Origin of the sequence: Roseobacter sp. HKCC-CH-9351, from assembly GCF_037830295.1 — a bacterium.
GTDB lineage: Bacteria > Pseudomonadota > Alphaproteobacteria > Rhodobacterales > Rhodobacteraceae > M30B80.
In genome coordinates, this window is record NZ_JBBLYM010000001.1 from 1,762,106 (window position 1) to 1,782,051 (window position 19,946).

At 54.7% G+C, this 19,946-nt stretch carries 18 protein-coding genes, 1 tRNA gene and 1 pseudogene; 11 read left to right on the forward strand and 9 right to left on the reverse strand.

From position 1 onward, the window contains the following. Positions 1-260: 260 nt before the first annotated feature. Complete coding sequence (locus tag AAC632_RS08835; RefSeq protein ID WP_340296797.1) at positions 261-917, forward strand: Hint domain-containing protein; 657 nt, start codon at positions 261-263, stop codon at positions 915-917. Here AAC632_RS08835 and AAC632_RS08840 read toward each other — a convergent pair. The 5 genes from AAC632_RS08840 to AAC632_RS08860 are packed head-to-tail and all read right to left on the reverse strand — an operon-like array spanning position 914 to position 5,479. After that, complete coding sequence (locus AAC632_RS08840; protein ID WP_340298739.1) at positions 914-1,486, reverse strand: nucleotidyltransferase family protein; 573 nt, start codon at positions 1,484-1,486, stop codon at positions 914-916. The two genes, AAC632_RS08835 and AAC632_RS08840, sit on opposite strands and share 4 nt — an antisense overlap. Positions 1,487-1,514: 28 nt before the next feature. Then, a complete protein-coding gene (locus AAC632_RS08845; RefSeq protein ID WP_317654541.1) occupies positions 1,515-2,816 on the reverse strand; it encodes an HlyC/CorC family transporter in 1,302 nt (433 codons plus the stop codon). Between the two features lie 8 nt (positions 2,817-2,824). Then, a complete protein-coding gene (locus AAC632_RS08850) occupies positions 2,825-3,775 on the reverse strand; it encodes a tyrosine recombinase (RefSeq protein ID WP_340296796.1) in 951 nt (316 codons plus the stop codon). 12 nt (positions 3,776-3,787) lie between these two features. Beyond that, complete coding sequence (locus AAC632_RS08855; protein WP_340296794.1) at positions 3,788-5,338, reverse strand: hypothetical protein; 1,551 nt, start codon at positions 5,336-5,338, stop codon at positions 3,788-3,790. A 6-nt stretch (positions 5,339-5,344) separates the two neighbouring features. Continuing rightward, the gene (locus AAC632_RS08860) at positions 5,345-5,479 is read right to left on the reverse strand and encodes a hypothetical protein (protein WP_317654546.1); all 135 of its coding nucleotides are present in this window, start codon (positions 5,477-5,479) and stop codon (positions 5,345-5,347) included. 168 nt (positions 5,480-5,647) lie between these two features. Between AAC632_RS08860 and AAC632_RS08865 the strand changes: the two genes are divergently transcribed. Both AAC632_RS08865 and aroB read left to right on the forward strand, forming a co-directional pair. After that, positions 5,648-6,229: a shikimate kinase gene (locus tag AAC632_RS08865; RefSeq protein ID WP_445322639.1), complete on the forward strand. Its 582-nt coding sequence runs from the start codon at positions 5,648-5,650 to the stop codon at positions 6,227-6,229. Then, positions 6,226-7,341: a 3-dehydroquinate synthase gene (gene aroB, locus AAC632_RS08870; RefSeq protein WP_340296790.1), complete on the forward strand. Its 1,116-nt coding sequence runs from the start codon at positions 6,226-6,228 to the stop codon at positions 7,339-7,341. Before AAC632_RS08865 ends, aroB begins: the two co-directional genes overlap by 4 nt. Here aroB and gpt read toward each other — a convergent pair. The 3 genes from gpt to fabI are packed head-to-tail and all read right to left on the reverse strand — an operon-like array spanning position 7,338 to position 9,319. Further along, positions 7,338-7,856: a xanthine phosphoribosyltransferase gene (gene gpt, locus AAC632_RS08875; RefSeq protein WP_317654549.1), complete on the reverse strand. Its 519-nt coding sequence runs from the start codon at positions 7,854-7,856 to the stop codon at positions 7,338-7,340. The genes aroB and gpt overlap by 4 nt on opposite strands. A 19-nt stretch (positions 7,857-7,875) precedes the next feature. Then, complete coding sequence (locus tag AAC632_RS08880) at positions 7,876-8,496, reverse strand: LysE family translocator (protein WP_340296788.1); 621 nt, start codon at positions 8,494-8,496, stop codon at positions 7,876-7,878. A 7-nt stretch (positions 8,497-8,503) separates the two neighbouring features. Next, entirely contained in the window at positions 8,504-9,319 is an 816-nt protein-coding gene (gene fabI, locus AAC632_RS08885; protein ID WP_340296786.1) for an enoyl-ACP reductase FabI, read from the reverse strand. A 153-nt stretch (positions 9,320-9,472) separates the two neighbouring features. On the opposite strand from fabI, the gene pdxH reads away from it, so the two are divergent. The 8 genes and pseudogenes from pdxH to AAC632_RS08925 all read left to right on the forward strand — a co-directional run bounded on the left by pdxH (position 9,473) and on the right by AAC632_RS08925 (position 19,055). Then, positions 9,473-10,084, forward strand: a complete 612-nt coding sequence (gene pdxH / locus AAC632_RS08890; protein ID WP_340296784.1) for a pyridoxamine 5'-phosphate oxidase — start codon at positions 9,473-9,475, stop codon at positions 10,082-10,084. Between the two features lie 240 nt (positions 10,085-10,324). Then, positions 10,325-10,824, forward strand: a pseudogene (locus AAC632_RS08895) (cold-shock protein). Between the two features lie 25 nt (positions 10,825-10,849). Then, entirely contained in the window at positions 10,850-11,293 is a 444-nt protein-coding gene (locus AAC632_RS08900; protein ID WP_340296782.1) for a DUF192 domain-containing protein, read from the forward strand. A gap of 54 nt (positions 11,294-11,347) precedes the next feature. Continuing rightward, positions 11,348-11,424: transfer RNA gene (locus AAC632_RS08905), tRNA-Pro, on the forward strand. Positions 11,425-11,970: 546 nt separating this feature from the next. Next, entirely contained in the window at positions 11,971-15,630 is a 3,660-nt protein-coding gene (locus tag AAC632_RS08910; protein ID WP_340296780.1) for a vitamin B12-dependent ribonucleotide reductase, read from the forward strand. Between the two features lie 417 nt (positions 15,631-16,047). Then, on the forward strand, positions 16,048-17,061 hold the full coding sequence (locus AAC632_RS08915) for a glycine betaine ABC transporter substrate-binding protein (protein WP_340296778.1): 1,014 nt from the start codon (positions 16,048-16,050) through the stop codon (positions 17,059-17,061). A gap of 84 nt (positions 17,062-17,145) precedes the next feature. Then, positions 17,146-18,036, forward strand: coding sequence for an ABC transporter permease (locus tag AAC632_RS08920; protein ID WP_340251395.1), 891 nt, complete (start codon positions 17,146-17,148; stop codon positions 18,034-18,036). Continuing rightward, entirely contained in the window at positions 18,033-19,055 is a 1,023-nt protein-coding gene (locus AAC632_RS08925) for a quaternary amine ABC transporter ATP-binding protein (protein ID WP_340296776.1), read from the forward strand. The genes AAC632_RS08920 and AAC632_RS08925 overlap by 4 nt, the downstream gene beginning before the upstream one ends. On the opposite strand, the gene AAC632_RS08930 is transcribed toward AAC632_RS08925, so the two are convergent. Then, positions 19,033-19,941 (reverse strand): AraC family transcriptional regulator, encoded by a 909-nt coding sequence (locus tag AAC632_RS08930; protein WP_340296774.1) that lies wholly within the window; start codon positions 19,939-19,941, stop codon positions 19,033-19,035. The two genes, AAC632_RS08925 and AAC632_RS08930, sit on opposite strands and share 23 nt — an antisense overlap. Positions 19,942-19,946 lie beyond the last annotated feature (5 nt).

The window sequence follows — 19,946 nt, forward strand, 5'->3', positions numbered from 1 at the left end:
CGTCTTGGTTTTGCAGTCAGACCGTCCTAGGTGGGGCGAAGAGGTGAAAAAAATGTGTTAATATTTTGCATTAATAATATATACAGATATCGGCCATACGGAATTGGGGGCATGGATTTCAAATGGTCATGAAAGCGCCGCAAGAGCGCCCTAGACTCGCAGCAATTGAGGCAGAGAACAGGCATGTGGCCGTCAAAATTTGGCGCCTCGGCTGAGTCTAAGCCGTGCCGTCGAGTTAGTAATGAATTTTGGAGTAAAAAATGACAGCACAGCCCCAATCCTATTTTCATGCACAAGACGCGCATACTGCCGTAACGCCCTGCTTCACGCCGGGCACGATGATTGCCACGTTGCGTGGCGAACGCGCGGTGGAGACATTGCAGCAGGGGGATAAAATCGTCACCCGTGACAATAGTGTGCAAGAAATTGCTTGGATTGGTGGCCGTATTTTGGGGCGTGCAGATATGCAGCGCGCCGCAAGCTTACGCCCCGTCCTTTTGCGTGCGGGCTGTTTGGGACATGGACTACCCGTGCGTGATATGTTGGTTTCGCCCAGTCACCGCATTTTGTTGATGCCTGAACATCCCGCCGCATTGGCGGGCGAAAGCCTGATTGCCGCGCGCGATCTGATTGACCACCGCGAGGTGATGGCGGTCGATACGGTGCGGGTGAATTACATCCATATCATGTTCGAGCATCATCAAATCGTGATGTCTGACAGCATTTGGACAGAAAGCTTTCACGCAGAAACTAAAACATTGCGGGGCATGGATGCGGCGCAGCGGCGTGAGATCTTGTCTCTCTTCCCAGAGTTAGAGACAGAAGAAGGCCAAAGCGCGCAGGCAACCGCCGCCCGCCCGATTGTTGATTATGCGTCCGATATTAGGACGGATCGGATGATGCGCAATATTATCTAAGCCCGCGATTTGCGCCACGCCGCCCAATCTTCGGGCGTATCAAGATCTGTTGTCGCGCGGGTTTCGGGCAGGGGGATGTGTACAACGCGCGCCCCATGTTGCTCTAGCACCGCGCGCGCGCCCTGATCCCCTGTCACTTGGGCAAGTTCGGGCAGAAGATCGCGGGGAAAGACAATTGGATGTCCTGCGCGGCCTTTATTGTCAGCCGCGCGCAAAATGGCATCTGGATGCATTTGTGCGAAGGTTAGCATCAGATACAGGTCATGTGCGGTCACATCAGGCAGATCTGCCAACAGGATCATCACCGCGCAGTCAAGCCCCGCAATCCCTGCTTTCAAACTGTCACTCATGTCGCGCCCTGCGGGCAGGTGGATGATCTCGATATCCGTGAAATCTTGAATTTCTGCGGCGCGGTCTGTTTGACCCTCAGCCAGAATCACACGCACCGCAGATGCACCCGCCTTGCGTGCCCGCGCCACCATGAGGCGCAGCAAGGCTTGGCCATCGACATCTTCCAACAACTTATCGCGACCCCGCATGCGGCTTGACCTGCCTGCCGCGAGAACCACGATTGCGGGCGCTTTATGCGGGATCGGATCAGCCAAGTTTGCGAATTTTGATCTGGGTGAGACGGTTGTTCTCGCGGGCCACCACCTCAAAGCGGAAGCCATGAAAGGAAAATGCCTGACCGATGACAGGAATTGTTTGCGCCTCGTGGATCACCAACCCTGCCACAGTGTTGGCCTCTTCATCGGGAAGGCTCCAATCTGTGGCGCGGTTGAAATCACGAATGGTCATTGCCCCATCAATCAAGAAATGCCCATCGGGGCCAGGTTTCAATTGCGGCGCTTCATCCACATCAAATTCATCGGTGATTTCACCCACAATCTCCTCAAGGATATCTTCAAGCGTGATCAAGCCGCGCAAAGCGCCGTATTCGTCCACCACCAACGCGAAATGCGTTTTGCGGCGCAGGAATTGGCGCATCTGTTCATCCAATGTGGTGGTGTCAGGCACGAAATAGGGTTTCATGGCCACATCGGTGATACGGAAATTTTCGATCCCCTTCGCGTTTTCGCCGCGCGTCAGCCCATCCATGGCGCGCAGCAAATCCTTTGCATGGATCACGCCAATGATATTTTCCGTCTCGCCGCGATAGACGGGCAGGCGGGTATGGGGGGATTGCAAGGCTTGGCTCAAGATTTCCTCAGGTGTGGCATCAGCATTGATCATTTCGATCTTTGAGCGATGCAACATGATTTCCTCAACCATCCGCTCGTGCAAATCTAGCGCGCCAAGCAAGCGGTCGCGATGTTCTTTTTCCACCGCCCCTTCGGAATGGCCCAGCGTGATCGCCCCTGCGATTTCCTCGCGCGCGGACAGGATTTTACTGTCAGGGTCGGTTTGCACGCCAAAGAGGCGCAAGACCCCGCGCACCAAAATTCGCACCGCGCCCACAATCGGCGAAAACAGGAAAATCACCACCGCAATCACGGGGGAGACGCGGGCGGCGGTCTTTTCGGCATTGGTGATGGCATAGGTTTTGGGCAGCACTTCGGCAAAGATCAAGACCAACAGGGTCATGACAAGCGTGGCAAGCGCCACGCCCGATTCCCCAAACAGGCGCGTGAACAGGGCGGTCGCTAAAGAAGCAGCCAAGATATTGACCACATTATTGCCCAATAGAACCGATCCGATCAGCCGCTCGCTGTCTTCGGTCATGCGCAAGGCGCGCTCAGCCCCCTTTGAGCCCCGATCCGCCTGTGCGCGCAATTTCCCGCGTGAGGCTGCGGTCAATGCTGTTTCAGAACCTGAGAAAAACGCAGACAGCACCAAAAGCCCCATAATCGAGGCGGCGCTTATCCAAAGGGCAGAATCAAACGAAATCGTTTCAGTCATGGGGCCTATCAATTTTCAGTCGAGGCAGATGTCTGATCCGCCAAAGGGTGATGTTCGAGCACAAGGGCTTTTAACCGCTCATCTAAGATATGGGTATAGATTTCGGTCGTTGCGATATCCGCGTGACCCAAAAGGGCCTGAATGCTGCGTAAATCTGCGCCACCGGCCAATAGATGGGTGGCAAAGGCATGGCGCATACGATGCGGGGTGACCGATTGCGGTGGCACACCTGCATCACGGGCAATTTCCTTGATCAGCATGTAAAACCGCACCCGCGTCATGTGGCCTTCTTTGCTGCGGCTTGGGAACAGGTAGCGCGAGGGTTTTGCCCCCCCCTCGCGTGTTGCGAGGTCTTCCAATGCATCGCGGCGGGCAAGCCAGGATTGCAACGCCAAACGCGCGGATTGCGTCAGTGGCAGCATCCGTTCCTTGCCGCCTTTTCCCTTGATCAAGATCAGCTGGGGGTCACCCCGCACGGCGGCCACGGGCAGGGTGACAAGCTCGCTTACGCGCATCCCTGTCGCGTATAAAATTTGCATCATGCAATGGTTGCGCAACCGATCATCGGCACTGCGCCCATGAATTTCAGCCTGTGCCAAAAGCTGATCCACGGCCTTATGGCTGAGGGTTTTGGGCAAAGATTGCTCACGCGCGGGCCCCTTGATTTTGAGGCTTGGGTTATCGTTGCGCAGGCCTTCCTCAAACAGAAATCGACACATTTGTTTCAGCGCAGACAGGCGCCGCGCGCGCGTGGCGCGTGACAGCCCCCGAACCTCCAGATCGGCAAGATAGGTTTCGATCCCATCTCGCGTGACGCTGAGGAAATCTGCTCCGTGATCAGTGAAAAATGCCCGCGCATCGTCCAAATCACGGGCATAAGCCAAGAGCGTGTTTTGCGCTGCGTTCAACTCGGCTGCTTGCGCCTCAAGGAATTGGGTGATCAATCTTTGATATGTCATGATCGCGCGCTCTTATCCGTTTCTATCGGGCAGGAGATATAGCTGAAGTGCCACGCGCCGCGCGCTGTCTTCTAGACCCAAATAGCGCAAGACCCGCAATGCATCTGAGAGATCGTCTAAATCTGCACCATTCCCTGATAGGGTCAGGGCTGCGAGCAAAAGCGCCTCTCCCGCGCGATTGCCTGTAATCAGGGGCGCATAGCGGTCAGGCAGCGCAATTTCGTCAAATCCCGCCGCAAGGGCCATAACCCGTGGGCTTGCCGTTGCGGGCAAACTGGGCATCTGCCCGCGCGCCAAGGCAAAGGCCACCGCCTCATCTGCGGATTGTGGCACCGCACGCAGGGCAAGGCTTTCGTAATTGCGGGAGAGGAGCTCGATTTTGCGGGCGAGGATCGCCGCCTCTCCCACCAAAGGTTGGCGGCCAAGCGGGTCGGCGTAAAGCTGTGCGAAAGCGGGCAAAAGACCCGTAGCGCCAAGGGCATCCACCACGCGCGCAAGGCTGCGGGCAATGGCCGCCACATCACCCGCAAGGAGGCTTGCATCAAATTCCTGAACGGCTGCAACGCGCTCCCATATCCCGCCCGAGGCGGAGGGGCGGCGCGAGGTGGCAATGGCCAACCATTGGCTTGGCTCAATCGCGCCTGCGCGCAACAGGCGTTCTGCGGCATCAAGCTGTGCGCGCCACCCCGCCTGCGGGGCGAGGTCGGCATGGGCAAAGGCCAAAGGCAGCCCAAGCGAGGATGGGCGTTCTGCAATGGCCGCGCGCATCACATAGCGCAGCGGTGTTATATCGGGGTCTAGGGGCAAGGGCGGCTCCCCCTCAAATAACTCGGGATCAAGGAAGCGCGCGACCAAATCCGCCTCATCTTCGGTGATGAACCCCAAGGCAACGCCTGTGCCCATTGAGAGCGCCGCCGCTGACCAATCGCCTGAACGGGCCAAGCAAAAAATCCGTGCGGGATATGTTGGTGCGATGTCAGGGCTTGCGCGCATCGCGGCACAGGCACGATCTGCCTGCCCTAAAAGAAGCGAGACATCGAACCAGCGCCGAAATACCTCGCCGTCTTCTACGCCTGCGCGTTCGATCAATGCGCGGGCAGGCTCAAGCGCGCCGCGCGCCAAGAGCATATCAATCCGCGCCAAAAACAGATCATCTGCCGCCGCATCATTGCCCCCAAGAGGGGGATCAAGCTCGGACAGGGCCAAACGTTCGGTTAAGTCCAAAATGGCGGGCGGCCCTGTCATCGGCAAGCGGCGAAACAGGCCTGCAAGCTCGGCACTGTCAGATTGGCCCCAAAGCCCACTGGGAAAGCCTGTAACCCGCGCAGGCAAAAGTCCCACGGCGTTGCGCGTGATCGGCCCTATCGGCATCACGCGGATATCTTCGGTGACAATTTCTGCGGCAACATCGGGGCTGCGCGGCGCAATCGTGTCGGAAAGCCAACTGGGCGCAATATCCTGCGGCGACATTTGCGGCGTTTGTGCCGCCAGTGGCAGCGCAGGCAAAAGCCAAATCAGACCTGCCACAAGCCCCCAAAATGTTCCGCCCCTCAGCCTGCCCATGATCTGTTACTCAAGCGGGATCGAGATTGTGTCGCGCAATTCTACTGTCTCGGGTTGCATCAGGCCCGAATAGCCATATCCCAGCAGGCCAACAGCAGTGAGCAGGATTAAAATCACCAACCCCATGAACAGCTTAACCATATTTCTCGTGCCTCTGCCTTCTGCGCTTATTCTCGCGCGGTTGCTTGCTTGCGTGTCTGTCCCCCAACGCGTATTGCGTGGAATAATAGACGATCTTGCGCCAATATAGGGGAGTTCGCGCAGAATTTCTTGGGGGAATTTTGCGAAATCTTCGCAAATGCATAAAGGATGCATAGGGTGAACGGGCAAACACGGGCTGAAACCGCCTATAATTTGCACAAAACCGTGGTTTTGGTCGGGATGCCAGGCTCGGGCAAAACCGCTGTCGGGCGGGCCTTGTCCGCACGGCTTGGGGTCGAGTTGCGCGATTCTGATGCCGAAATTGTCGAAAGCGCACAGATGAGCATCGCCGAAATTTTCGAACGCTTCGGCGAGCCGTTTTTCCGTGACCGCGAAAGCAAAGTCATCGCACGGCTACTGGCGGGTGCGCCTGCAGTTCTGTCTACTGGCGGGGGGGCGTGGCTGTCGCCTGAAAACCGCGATTTGATTTCGGCGCAAGCGGCGGTGTTGTGGTTGGATGCCGATATTGAGCTTTTGTGGTCGCGGGTGCGCCACAAAACCACGCGGCCGCTGCTCCATGGGCCTGATCCGCGCGGCAAGCTTGAGGCTTTGATGGTGGCGCGCCGCCCTGCCTATGAACAGGCTGAATTGCGCCTTGAAATCGCGCATGACTGGTCGATTGAGGATACGACCGATCATGTGCTGCGTTTGCTTCACGCTCATAATGTCTTGTCGGAGGTCGCAACATGACATCCACAGTGCGGGTAAATCTGGACAGTCGCAGCTATGATGTGGTGATTGGCTCTGGTCTGATTGCGCAGGCGGCAACCCATCTTGCGCCTTTGTTGCGGCGTCCAAAAGTTTGGATCGTAACCGAGGATCGGGTGGCGCCCTTGCATTTGGCCCATCTTGAGGCGGCCTTGAGCGCAGGCGGGATTGCCGCACGCGCGCTGACTTTGCCTGCGGGCGAGGGCACAAAATCATGGCAATATCTGACGCAGACCGTTGAATGGCTGCTCGATGAAAAGGTTGAACGGGGCGATATCGTGATCGCGCTTGGCGGCGGTGTGATCGGGGATCTCGTTGGTTTTGCCGCTGCGATCCTGCGCCGTGGCGTGCGCTTCGTGCAGATGCCAAGCTCGCTTCTGGCGCAGGTCGACAGTTCGGTTGGCGGCAAAACGGGCATCAACACGCGACATGGCAAAAACCTCGTTGGTGCCTTTCATCAACCTAGCCTTGTTTTGGCAGATATTGATCTTTTGTCCACTTTGGCCCCTCGTGACTTTTTGGCGGGTTATGGCGAGGTGGTGAAATACGGCTTGCTTGGCGATGCCGCGTTTTTCGACTGGCTTGAGGAAAACGCCCGCGCCATGGCCGCAGGTGATTTGGCCTTGCGCGAAGAGGCGGTGCGTTGGTCAGTTCAGATGAAGGCCGATATCGTGGCCCGCGATGAGACAGAGCAGGGGGATCGCGCACTTCTTAATTTGGGCCATACCTTCTGCCATGCGCTTGAGGCAGCCACGGGATATTCTGATCGCCTGTTGCATGGTGAGGGGGTGGCGATTGGGTGCGCTTTGGCGGCGGAATTATCGGAGCGCTTGGGGTTGTGCCCGCAGGAAGAACCATCCCGCATCCGCGCGCATCTGGCCGAGATGGGCATGAAGCGCGATTTGGCGGATATTGAGGGCGATTTGCCCGATGCAGACGCGCTGCTTGCGCTGATGGCGCAAGATAAAAAGGTGCTTGAAGGGCAGCTGCGCTTTATCTTGATGCGTGGCATTGGTACATGCTTTGTGACCTCAGATGTGCCGCCTGATGCCGTTAAAACACTTTTAAATGAGGCGCTTTGCGCGCGCAATTAATCCTTGCCGCGATAAGGCTCGACATATTGCAGGGCCATATCCCATGGAAAGAAAATCCATGTATCTTGGCTGACACCTGTGATGAATGTGTCGACCATAGGCTCGCCCTTGGGTTTGGCATAGGTCGTAGCAAAATGCGCCTTGGGGTAAAGTTTGCGCACCAGTTCAAGGGTTTTTCCTGTATCGACCAAATCATCCACGATCAGGACGCCCTCACCATCCCCCATCATGTCGACATCTGGGCTTTTGAGAACCTCTGCCTCGCGGCGCTGATCGGCCTTGCCGCCGCCAGAATGGTAGGATTTGACGCTAATCGTATCCACTGTGCGAATATCCAATTCGCGCGCCACAATCATTGCAGGGGCCATGCCGCCGCGTGTGATGGCAACCACCGCCCGCCATGAACCATCAGGCCCAGGCCCGCGTTTGTCCAAGCGCCACGCAAGCGCGCGCGCATCGCGGTGCAATTGATCCCACGAGACATGAAAGCCTTTCTCATGTGGCAAACGATCCATGGCACTGTTTCTCCTTTGATCAACCAAGGGCAAGCTTGGCACCCATAAGTGCCAGAAGCCCGCCAAATATACGCTCAATCACGGGTTTGAAACCCAAATAGGCGCGCCGTGGCCCCGATAGCGAGAAAATACGCGCCACAATCAGGTTCCAGCCTGCGTCATTTACAAAGATCATGCCCAACACCACCGCATAGACCCAGTGATCTGGATTGGTGGGCAGGAAGGTGAGGAAGATCGTGCCGAAAAACACGGCGGGCTTGGGATTGGCAAGCTGTGTCGCAAATCCAAGCCAGATCAATTTCGCCGCCGATTTTGGGGTCTCATCCGCGGGGATTGGCGTGGCCTCAAAGGGCAGGGCGGCGCTGCGCCATACCCTGAGAGCCAAGTAAAAGAGATATCCCGCCCCAACCAGTTTTAACCCCAAAAGCACGGCAGGGGCGTGTTCGAACAGAATCGCAAGGCCAAAAATGGCGGCTATGGCCCACAAGCAGGCCCCAACGCCAAAACCAATGGCGAGGAAAATTGCGCGATCAAACCCATCGCGCGCCGCGCTGCGGGCCGCCAAAAGTGTTGTAGGGCCGGGGCTCATGGCGGCGGCCAGATGCACCAAATAAATCGCGAGAAATGCCGCGACTGTCATTGCGCCCCTAGTCCTTGCGTCCCGTCACCACATCAATATCAGGTGCATCCACCGCTTTCATGCCCACTACGTGATATCCTGCATCAACGTGCAAATTCTCGCCCGTCACACCAGAGGCGAGATCAGACAACAGATAAAGCGCGGATTTGCCCACATCCTCGATGGAGACATTGCGGCGCAGCGGCGAATTCAGCTCGTTCCACTTTAAAATATAGCGGAAATCGCCAATGCCCGAGGCGGCCAAGGTTTTGATCGGCCCCGCGGAAATAGCATTCACGCGGATATTCTGTTTGCCCAGATCTTCGGCCAGATACATCACGGACGCTTCAAGCGCGGCTTTCGCGACCCCCATGACGTTGTAATGCGGCATCACCTGTTCCGCGCCATAATAGGTCAGCGTCAGCGCCGAGCCGCCATTGGTCATTAGCTTTTCGGCGCGCTGCATCACAGCGGTGAAAGAATAGACCGAAATATTCATCGTCATTTCGAAATTCGCGGCACTTGTGTCCACATAGCGGCCACGCAATTCGTTTTTGTCGGAAAATCCAATGGCGTGAACGATGAAATCGAGACTGCCCCATTCGTCTTTGAGAGACTCAAAAACCGCGTCTAGGCTGTCATTATCCGTCACATCGCACGGTAGAACCACATCGGAACCCAGTTCCGCCGCCAACGGTTGCACCCGCTTGAGCAGTTGTTCGCCTTGATATGAAAACGCCAATTCGGCGCCATGCTCTGCAAGGGCTTTTGCAATCCCCCACGCGATGGATTTGTCATTTGCAAGGCCCATAATCAGCCCGCGCTTGCCAGTCATAATCCCCATGCTGCCCTCAATCCTTGTCGCTATTGTTGGGTTAGGAAGGGTTTAGACCTTTGGGGTCACAGCTTCAAGATGTCCCGTCAGCCTTGAAGGGGGGGCGTATGCGCTCTAGGTTTAGACGCGACAGAAATGCCGCAATAATAAAAGAGGCATAGCATGACCGATCGCATAGGAATTTTTGCAGGGGATGATCCATTTGCCATTGCGCGCGCATGGATGAAGGAGGCTGAAAAAAGCGAACTCAACGACCCTGATGCGATTGCCTTGGCCACGGTTGACGCGCATGGCCTGCCCAATGTGCGCATGGTTTTGCTGCGTCAAATTGAAGATGACGCTTTCGTTTTTTTCACCAATTACGACAGTAAAAAGGGCCAAGAGATCAGCGCGAGCGGCAAGGCGGCCTTTGTGCTGCATTGGAAATCCTTGCGCCGTCAGATTCGGGTGCGGGGTATAGTGACCCGTGAGGATGGGGCGCAGGCGGATGATTATTTCGCCTCACGCTCTCTGAAAAGTAGGCTTGGGGCATGGGCCTCGCGTCAATCACAGCCCTTGGACAGTCGCGCATCATTGATGTCGGATGTTGCTAAAATCACCGTTGAGAAAGGCCCAAACCCACCGCGCCCCCCGTTTTGGGGCGGATTTCGCATCAGACCTGTCGAAATTGAATTTTGGGCCGATGGTGCATTTCGTTTGCATGATCGGTTTCGGTGGACGCGTGATCTCGGGGCAGATGCATCGAATTGGACAGTGCAGCGGTTAAACCCCTAAATTGCACGAGGGCGGGACGTTTCTTGCTGAGAAACGCATCAACTGCGCCATCAGAAAATGCTTAATTTGATTATTTTTAGGGGGTGATTTTGCATAAATCGCCAATAATTATTTTTTTCGGCATAAATTTTAATTTCTTCTTGCATATATATTCGCTTCGGGCCAAACCCTTAGGCAGGGACGGATGGGCTTAGGCCCGAAGACATAGGATGCACCACAATGACGGAAGTCGATCGCTACATGGGGGTGGCGGTTCGTGGCAAAGTGAAATGGTTTGATGCCGCCAAAGGGTATGGATTTATCCTTGCCGATGACGGTGGCCCAGACATTTTATTGCACGCGAATGTATTGAGAAATTTTGCCAAAGCGCGATTGCTGAAAATGCATATGTCGAGGTGGTCGTGAATTACACAGACCGCGGTGCGCAAGCGCAGGAGGTGTTGTCATTAACACCGCCAAGCGAGCAAGAGGTGGATTTTCACCTGCGTATTGATATACCGCAGACAGATGCACCTTTCGTTGCGGCGCGGGTGAAATGGTTTGACAAGGCAAAGGGGTTTGGCTTTGCGAATGAATTTGGCATTGCCGATGACATATTTACCCATGTCGAGATTTTGCGCCGCTTTGGCTTTGCCGATTTGCAGCCGGGCGAGGCGCTTGCCGTTCGCATTGTCGATGGCCCGCGTGGTAAAATGGCCGCAGAGGTGCGCGCTTGGGATTATGTGCAGCACGAGAATTAGGATTAGCACGGCGGCGGCCCTTGGGTTGGCTTTCAGTGCGATATCTGCGCAGGCGGCCTGTCGCCCCGAACGGGTCGAGATCAAAGGTGATTTCGGGACGGCACGCTTTACAGTGGAAATCGCAGACGAGCCGCAAGAGCGCGCAGTCGGTTTGATGAATCGCCCCGCACTGCCGCGTATGGCGGGGATGTTGTTCATCTACGAGCGTCCGCAGCCCGCCAGCTTTTGGATGGAAAGCACCCTGATCCCTCTCGATATGCTATTCATCGATTCGCGCGGGCAGGTGGTTCACATCCATGAAAACGCGATTCCCCTTGATCGCACGCCCATCCGTGGCGGTGATGAGATTTTCGCAGTGCTGGAAATCAATGGTGGCATGTCAGAAATGCTGAATTTGCAGGTCGGTGCAGTGATCCGCCACCCGCAAATGCCACAACAGGGTGCTTTGTGGCCCTGTGAAGTTCAATAGAAGTGCATGAGTGCTCTTTTCATCCGTGAAAAGAGGCGCTAAGAGGCACGCAGTCGGGGCGTGGCGCAGCCTGGTAGCGCGGCGGTTTTGGGTACCGTAGGTCGTAGGTTCGAATCCTATCGCCCCGACCACTTCCACAAAAGCAGATCGTCATTTGAGCCTGAGATGGGGCGCGATCCGCGTTTGGCGTGAATTTACCTCTAAAAGACATACTATATTTTGTAGGCAGATCTTGGGGTCAAGGTTTTTATTTACAGACCACGCCACGATGCGCGCGGCCTGATCCATGGCTTTCGTTTCATGGTCTAACCTGTCCTGCTGTAACAATTCTTTTACAAATTGAGCCCGTTGTAAGGGATTTGATGAATCACAGCGCCTCTTGTGGTTTTGCAGTTTGGGCAGATTTCAAGACTGAAAATTTTGAAAATTCACAAAAAAACCGATTGACCAAATATGTGTCCCTACGTCAGGTTGTGGGGGCTGAGAGCGTCACTACAATATCTAGTGGTCTCGGTGCGGGGCAGTTCCTCAACCTTTGCCATAGCGAACCTCTTTTAGCGGTGCGGGCAAATTTGTTTGGGTGTGTAGGGCTGGTTCCGCAAAAAAAGACGGTCAGAGCGCGTAAGACGCTGGCAGGCCGCGTAGTTGGAACAGGGCTAGTAACAAAAGAGGCAGCCATGAAAATTGAACGTAGGTTCACCCGCGACGGCGCAGATGTATACACAGATCTCGAATTCACTCTCACATCTTCTGAAATTCGCAATCCAGACGGAACCATCGTCTTTAAACTAGACGAAGTAGAGGTTCCCAAATCGTGGAGCCAAGTTGCCTCGGATGTGATCGCACAGAAATATTTCCGCAAAGCAGGCGTTCCTGCACGGCTGAAGCCCGTGAAAGAAAAGGGTGTGCCTGATTTCCTTTGGCGCCATGTGGCGGATGACGAGGCCTTGGCCGAGCTGCCCGAAGATCAGCGCATTGTGGGCGAAACATCGGCCAAGCAAGTGTTCCGCCGGTTGGCAGGGGCATGGGCCTATTGGGGATGGAAGGGCGGCTATTTCTCGGCCGAGGCCGATGCGCGCGCCTATTTCGAAGAAATGCAATTGATGCTGGCGCGCCAGATGGCAGCGCCAAACAGCCCGCAGTGGTTCAACACAGGCCTTCACTGGGCTTACGGCATTGATGGCCCAAGCCAAGGCCACCACTATGTTGATTATAAAACGGGTAAGCTGACCAAATCAGCCTCGGCCTATGAGCATCCCCAACCGCACGCTTGTTTCATCCAATCCGTTGCGGACGATCTGGTGAATGAAGGCGGGATCATGGATCTCTGGGTGCGTGAAGCGCGCCTGTTCAAATATGGCTCTGGCACAGGCACGAACTTTTCGATGCTGCGGGGCGAAGGTGAAAAACTGTCGGGCGGCGGCAAATCCAGCGGTCTGATGGGCTTTTTGAAAATCGGTGACCGTGCGGCGGGCGCCATCAAGTCTGGCGGCACCACACGCCGCGCGGCAAAGATGGTGATCGTAGATGCAGACCACCCTGATATCGAAGCCTTCATCGATTGGAAGGTGATCGAAGAACAGAAGGTTGCTTCGCTTGTTGCTGGCTCGAAGATGCATGAGAAAATGCTCAACGGCCTTTTTGTGGCGGTCAAGACATGGGACGGGGATCTCGCGGATGCGACCGACCCTGTGAAAAACGGCGCGCTGAAGGATGCAATCCGCGCTGCGAAAAAGGTGTCGATCCCCGAAACCTATGTAAAGCGCGTCTTGGATTATGCGCGTCAGGGTTACACGTCGATTGAATTTCCGACCTATGACACAGATTGGGACAGCGAGGCTTATGCCAGCGTCTCGGGTCAGAATTCCAACAACTCGATCCGCGTGACGGATGATTTCCTTCAGGCGATCAAGGATGATGCGGAATGGCATCTGAAATCACGCGTGAACGGCAAGCCCACCAAAACCCTGCAGGCCCGTGATCTGTGGGAAAAGGTTGGTCATGCTGCATGGGCCTGCGCCGATCCTGGCATCCAGTTCCATGACACCGTTAACGCATGGCACACATGCCCTGCAGACGGGCCGATCCGTGGGTCGAACCCCTGTTCGGAATATATGTTCTTGGACGATACGGCCTGTAACCTTGCCTCGATGAACCTGCTGACCTTCTTCAAGAATGGCAAGTTTGATGCAGATGGGTATATGCATGCGACCCGGCTTTGGACATTGACCTTGGAAATCTCGGTGATGATGGCGCAGTTCCCCTCAAAGGAAATCGCGCAGCTTTCTTATGATTTCCGCACCTTGGGTCTGGGTTATGCCAATATTGGCGGCCTGTTGATGAATATGGGCTTGGGCTATGACAGTGATGAGGGGCGCGCATTATGTGGTACATTGACGGCACTTATGACGGGCGTGTCCTATGCAACATCTGCGGAAATCGCGTCTGAACTGGGGCCATTCTCAGGGTATAAGCGCAACGCGGATAATATGCTGCGCGTCATTCGTAACCATCGCCGTGCGGCCTATGGCGAGGCGGATGGTTATGAAGATGTCAACGTCACCCCTGTGCCATTGGATCACGCCAACTGCCCCGATACGCGTCTGGTCGATCTGGCCAAACAAGCATGGGATGAGGCGTTGGATTTGGGCCAAAAGCATGGCTATCGCAACGCTCAGGCCACTGTGATTGCGCCAACGGGCACAATCGGTCTGGTCATGGATTGCGACACAACAGGCATCGAGCCCGATTTCGCCTTGGTTAAGTTCAAAAAACTGGCAGGTGGTGGTTACTTCAAAATCATCAACCGCTCTGTGCCTGCCGCCTTGGAAAAACTGGGTTATACTTCCTCCGAGATTGAAGAAATCATTGCCTATGCGGTCGGCCATGGCACGCTTGGCAATGCGCCTGGTATCAACCATACCGCCTTGGTGGGGCATGGGTTTGGTCAGGCTGAATTGGACAAGATCGAAGCGGCTTTGCCACAGGCCTTTGATATCCGCTTTGTGTTCAACCAGTGGACCTTGGGTGAGGAATTCTGCACCAAAACCTTGGGCATTCCGCAGGCCAAGCTGAATGATCCGAGCTTCAATCTTCTGCAACATTTGGGCTTTTCGAAGAAGGACATCGAAGCTGCCAATGATCATGTCTGCGGCACGATGACCTTGGAGGGCGCACCTTTCCTCAAAGAAGAGCATTACAACGTGTTCGATTGCGCCAACCCATGCGGCAAGAAGGGCAAGCGTTACCTCTCGGTCAACAGCCATATCTATATGATGGCTGCAGCGCAGAGCTTTATCTCTGGCGCGATTTCCAAGACGATCAACATGCCAAATTCGGCGACAATCGAAGATTGCCAAGAGGCCTATGAATTGAGCTGGTCTTTGGGGATTAAGGCAAATGCGCTGTATCGTGATGGCTCGAAATTGAGCCAGCCTTTGGCAGCGGCTTTGGTCGAAGATGATGACGAGGCGGCAGAAATCCTTGAAAGCGGCAGCCCGCAAGAAAAAGCGGCTGTTTTGGCGGAGAAGGTGATCGAAAAGATTGTGATCAAGGAAGTGGCCCGCGCCAAGCGCGAGAAACTGCCTGAGCGCCGCAAAGGCTACACCCAAAAGGCAATTGTGGGTGGTCACAAGGTCTACCTGCGCACAGGCGAATATGCCGATGGCGCGCTTGGTGAGATTTTCATCGATATGCACAAAGAGGGCGCAGGCTTCCGTGCTATGATGAACAACTTCGCCATCGCAGTCTCGGTTGGCCTGCAATATGGTGTGCCGCTTGAGGAATTCGTGGATGCCTTCACCTTCACCAAGTTCGAGCCTTCGGGCATGGTGCAGGGCAATGACTCGATCAAGAATGCAACTTCGATCCTTGATTACATCTTCCGTGAATTGGCGGTGTCCTATCTCGACCGCACCGATCTGGCCCATGTAAAGCCAGAAGGCGCAAGCTTTGATGATATGGGCCGCGGTGTCGAAGAGGGTGTCTCGAACGTCAAGGAACTGTCCGACAGCGCGGCGTCAAAATCCTTGGAAGTGCTTAAACAGATCAGCTCAACAGGCTATTTGCGCAAGCGTGTCCCACAGGATTTGGTCGTGTTGCAGGGGGGTGTCTCTAGCCTTCCCACTACGGCGGTCGGCCAATCTGGTGCGGTCGTGGCCGAGGCGGTGCAAGCTGCTGCGTTCACCACAGCCGCCGTTGAGATTGACGCGCGCACAAAGGCCAAGATGCAAGGCTATGAGGGCGAGGCCTGCGGGGAATGTGGCAACTACACCCTCGTGCGCAACGGCACATGCATGAAGTGCAACACCTGCGGCGGCACATCGGGCTGCAGTTAAGAACAGATTTTCCATCCCGCCGCGCTGATGGTCGTTTGCCCACGATCACGCGCAGCGGGAGGGGAACACGGGGCGGGTGCGCTCGCCCCTGACGCGGATCAAGCCGCAGGCAGAATCAACGGGCGGTAAATAGAGTGAGCTTGATCAGCGAAACTGGGGGTGCCATCGGCGCCCCCATTTTTTGTGGCGTTTGGTTTGTAACTGAATTGTAAAATGGTGTCGCAATGCAAATAAATGTCGCTTTTGCGATATTCATTCTTGGGTTGTGAAATATTTTTAATCACATTATTTCAGTGTCTTAAGTCGATTTTAGAAATAAGAGCTTGAGAATTTTATGTCGATATAGAACGATAGCGACATATTTCGTCTGGGTCGCTTGGCGCGGCCCAAAATAAAACGACCGACAGGAGAGATCATATGAAATTCGTAAAACCGCTCGCCGCTGGCATTGTTGGCGCTGCCGCGCTTGGGTTTGGTGGGGCTGCATCTGCGCAAGATTGTGGTTCATTGACCATTGCTGAAATGGATTGGGCCTCAGCCGAATTAATGGCAAATGTTGACAAGATTATCCTGGAAGAAGGGTATGGGTGTGAGGTCGAGCTAATCCCAGGAGCGACCATGACAACTTTTGCCTCTATGAACGAGAAAGCTGAGCCAGATGTTGCGCCGGAGCTTTGGATCAATGCGGTTCGAGATCCTTTGGCCGCAGCTGTCGCTGAAGGTAGTTTGCATTCGGTTGTTGAGGGTCCAATCACCCAACTAGGTGAAGGCTGGTGGGTGGATCCACAGTTCGTAGCTGATTATCCCGAACTCGACACTGTAGAAAAAGTGCTACAGCACCCTGAGCTGTTTCCATGGGCGGAGGATGAAAGTCTTGGCGCCTTTATGGGTTGCCCCGCGGGTTGGGGATGTCAGTTGTCGAATGCGAATTTATTCCGGGCATTCGGAATGGAAGACCTCGGCTGGCACCTTGTTGACCCAGGATCTGCTGCGGGTCTCGACGGATCTATCGCGCGCGCGGTTGATCGGGGAGAATACTGGTTCGGTTATTATTGGGCGCCGACAGCCGTAATCGGAAAGTATAACTTAACTTTGCTAGAATGGGAAACGCCCTGGGGTGGTTCAGAAAACTGGGATGGTTGTATTGTTAAGCCAGAGCAGGAATGTGCTGATCCTCAACCTTCCCGCTATACAGAGTCGGAGGTTCACACAGTGATAACGGATCGTTTGCAGCAAGAGGGTGGCATTGCTGTGGAATATCTCGCAAATCGGGTTTTTCCAGGTTCTGTGATGAACGCTATGCTGGTTTACATGACTGATAATCAGGCTACTGGCGAAGACGCGGCGTACGAATTTCTGCTGACCCATGAGGATATATGGTCACAATGGGTGAGTGAAGACGCGGCGAGCATGATCCGCGATGCACTCTGACGATAATTATAACATACGTTAACTAAAGCGGAGAGGCGGCTGCCTCTCCGCTTTTTCAAATACATATAACTTAGGGTACAACGCATGTGGGATTTTTTCCTTGAGTTTCCTTCTATTGGCAGGCGCGACTTAAGTGCTTTAAGGCAAGGCATAGATGAGGGCTTTAGGTCTTTTTCTCGAAGCTACGGCGAAGCTTTAGAAATTTTTTTTAGCCCTCTCCTGCATTTTCTTGTGTGGTTCGAAAAGCTTCTTTTGGCAACGCCCTGGCCGTTAATATTAATCGTCTTATGCGGTTTAGCTTGGGTGGGTTCCCGCTCAATGAAAATTACAGTTGGAACATTTCTTGCTTTCATATTAATTGGCTACTTCGATATGTGGGAAGAAACCATGGCCACGCTTGCGATTATTTCGGTGGCCACTGTTGTATGCATAGTAATTGGCATTCCACTAGGAATTTTAATGTCGAAATCCGATCGGATTCAAAGTGTGATAACACCTATTTTGGATATAATGCAGACAATCCCGTCGTTTGTTTATCTGATCCCGGTTGTGATGTTGCTTGGCATTGGCAAGGTTCCCGGTCTGATTGCGGTTTGCATTTATGCAATTCCCCCCATTGTGCGCCTAACAAATCTAGGCATCAGATTGGTGGATCGCGAGGTTCTAGAAGCGGCCGAGGCCTTTGGCGCAAGCCCGCGGCAGAAGCTATTTGATGTGCAAATTCCCTTGGCTCTGCCCAATATTTTCGCAGGCGTGAACCAGACGATAATGATGGCTTTGGCCATGGTTGTAATTGCGTCAATGATCGGGGTGCGGGGTCTTGGCGTGCCCGTATTGCGCGCGATTTCCAACCAATATTTGGCCCTTGGTTTGATGAATGGTTTGGCGATTGTCGCGCTGGCCATCATCTTCGACCGCGTCAGCCAATCCTATGGCAAACGCCTACAGGCGCATCGTGAGGGAGGCGAGAAATGAGCGATGCCAAAATTCAGATCAAAAACCTTTATAAGATTTTTGGAAAATCGCCCCAAAAGGCTTTGAAATCCGTCCAATCTGGCATGGGCAAGGATGCTTTGCGCGAAGAAACGGGGCATGTTCTAGGCGTGGATAACGTCTCGCTCGATATTGCGCCGCAAAATATTCAGGTGGTGATGGGTCTTTCTGGGTCGGGTAAATCCACCCTAATCCGCCATATCAACCGCCTGATTGAGCCGACCGTAGGTGAAATTTTTGTGGATGGCGAAAATGTTCTGACCATGGACAAGGATGCTTTGCGGGATCTGCGGCGTTTCAAGATGTCGATGGTGTTTCAACATTTTGGTCTTTTCCCGCATCGCCGTGTGATTGAAAACGTCACCTATGGTTTGATCGTGCAAGGCGTGGATGAGAACGAGGCCCAAAAGCGGGCCAAGCAATGGATTTCCCGCGTGGGGCTTGAGGGGTATGAAAACAATTATCCTGGGCAATTATCGGGCGGCATGCGGCAGCGCGTGGGTCTGGCGCGCGGTTTGGCAACGGATGCGGATATCTTGCTGATGGACGAGGCGTTTTCTGCGCTCGACCCATTGATCCGCTATGATATGCAATCCATTTTGATTGATTTGCAAAAGGAACTGCACAAAACGATTGTCTTCATCACCCATGATTTGGACGAGGCGCTGCGCCTTGGCGACAATATCGCGATTTTGCGCGATGGTCATTTGGTGCAGCAAGGCAGCGCGCAAGATATCGTGTTGCGTCCTGCCGATGATTACATTGAGGATTTCATCAAGGACATCAACCGCGCCCGCGTGATCAAATTGGGTTCCATCATGCAACCTCTGGGGCGCGGGAAATTGCCTGACTCTGCACCGCGCTTGGATGCTGACACCATTTTGCAAGATGCGCTGATGGTGGTCGCGCAATCAAAGGGCAACACCGTAATTGTTGAAGAACGGGGTCAGCCCAAGGGAAAAATCACCACCCGCGCTGTCATTGAGGCGCTGCATGGCTAAGGGAAACAGGGGCTATCGGTGGCGCGTGCTGTGCCATTGCCCCTTTTTTTGTTCGCGATATCCGGTGGGGGTTGTGCCTGTTTCTTGGCCAAAAGCGCGCGTGAAATAGCCGTGACGAATAGCCTAAATCGCGCGCGATTTTTGCGGCGCTGTCATCGGTATCGACCAAACGGCGGCGGGCCTCGGCCATCAGCACCTCATTGATCAGGGCAAGGGCCGTGCGCCCTGTGATTTCGCGGAAGATGCGCGTGAGATGGGCGGGCGTCACATCAAGGCGTGCGGCATAGTCGGACACGCCCAATTGTGCGTTGAACCCTTGCGCCAAGAGCGCCGCAAAACGCGAGAGGAGCTGCGCCGATTTGCTGGGCTTTTTGATTTGGGTGCGCAATCTGTGGGTGGCATCGCGGTCACGTTGGTTGGAAATGAGTGTTTCACGCTCAAGCATCGCTGAGAGCGGCAGACCAAATCCCCGTTTCATGCGTCTCGCTGAAGCGGTGTCTTCATCTTCTAGCCGCGCCATCCGCTCAACGAGGCCCGTCAACTCTACCTGCGCTTCGGCGGAACTGGGGGTGAGGCAAAGGGATGTTTGCGGCAATTCCAAATCGGCAAGATTTGGGAAATAGGCCACATGGCCTTGTAATTGCGTGGGCAATTCAAGGGATAACAGCATTGAGGCTGGAATGAATAAAATCTTGGGGCCTGTGGCCATGATCGGGTGCAATTCCGCTGTGATGCGGGTTGTGCCGCGCGTCAGCCAAAACAAGCGCGATTTGGGGCAGTGATGCGCCAATTCATGCCGCCAAGCGCCATGAAGTCGAATTTGACCAATCGTTCGTGCGGCATAGGCGGGCGCGTTGGCAGGGCCCACCTCTTGCTGATCCGACATTATCC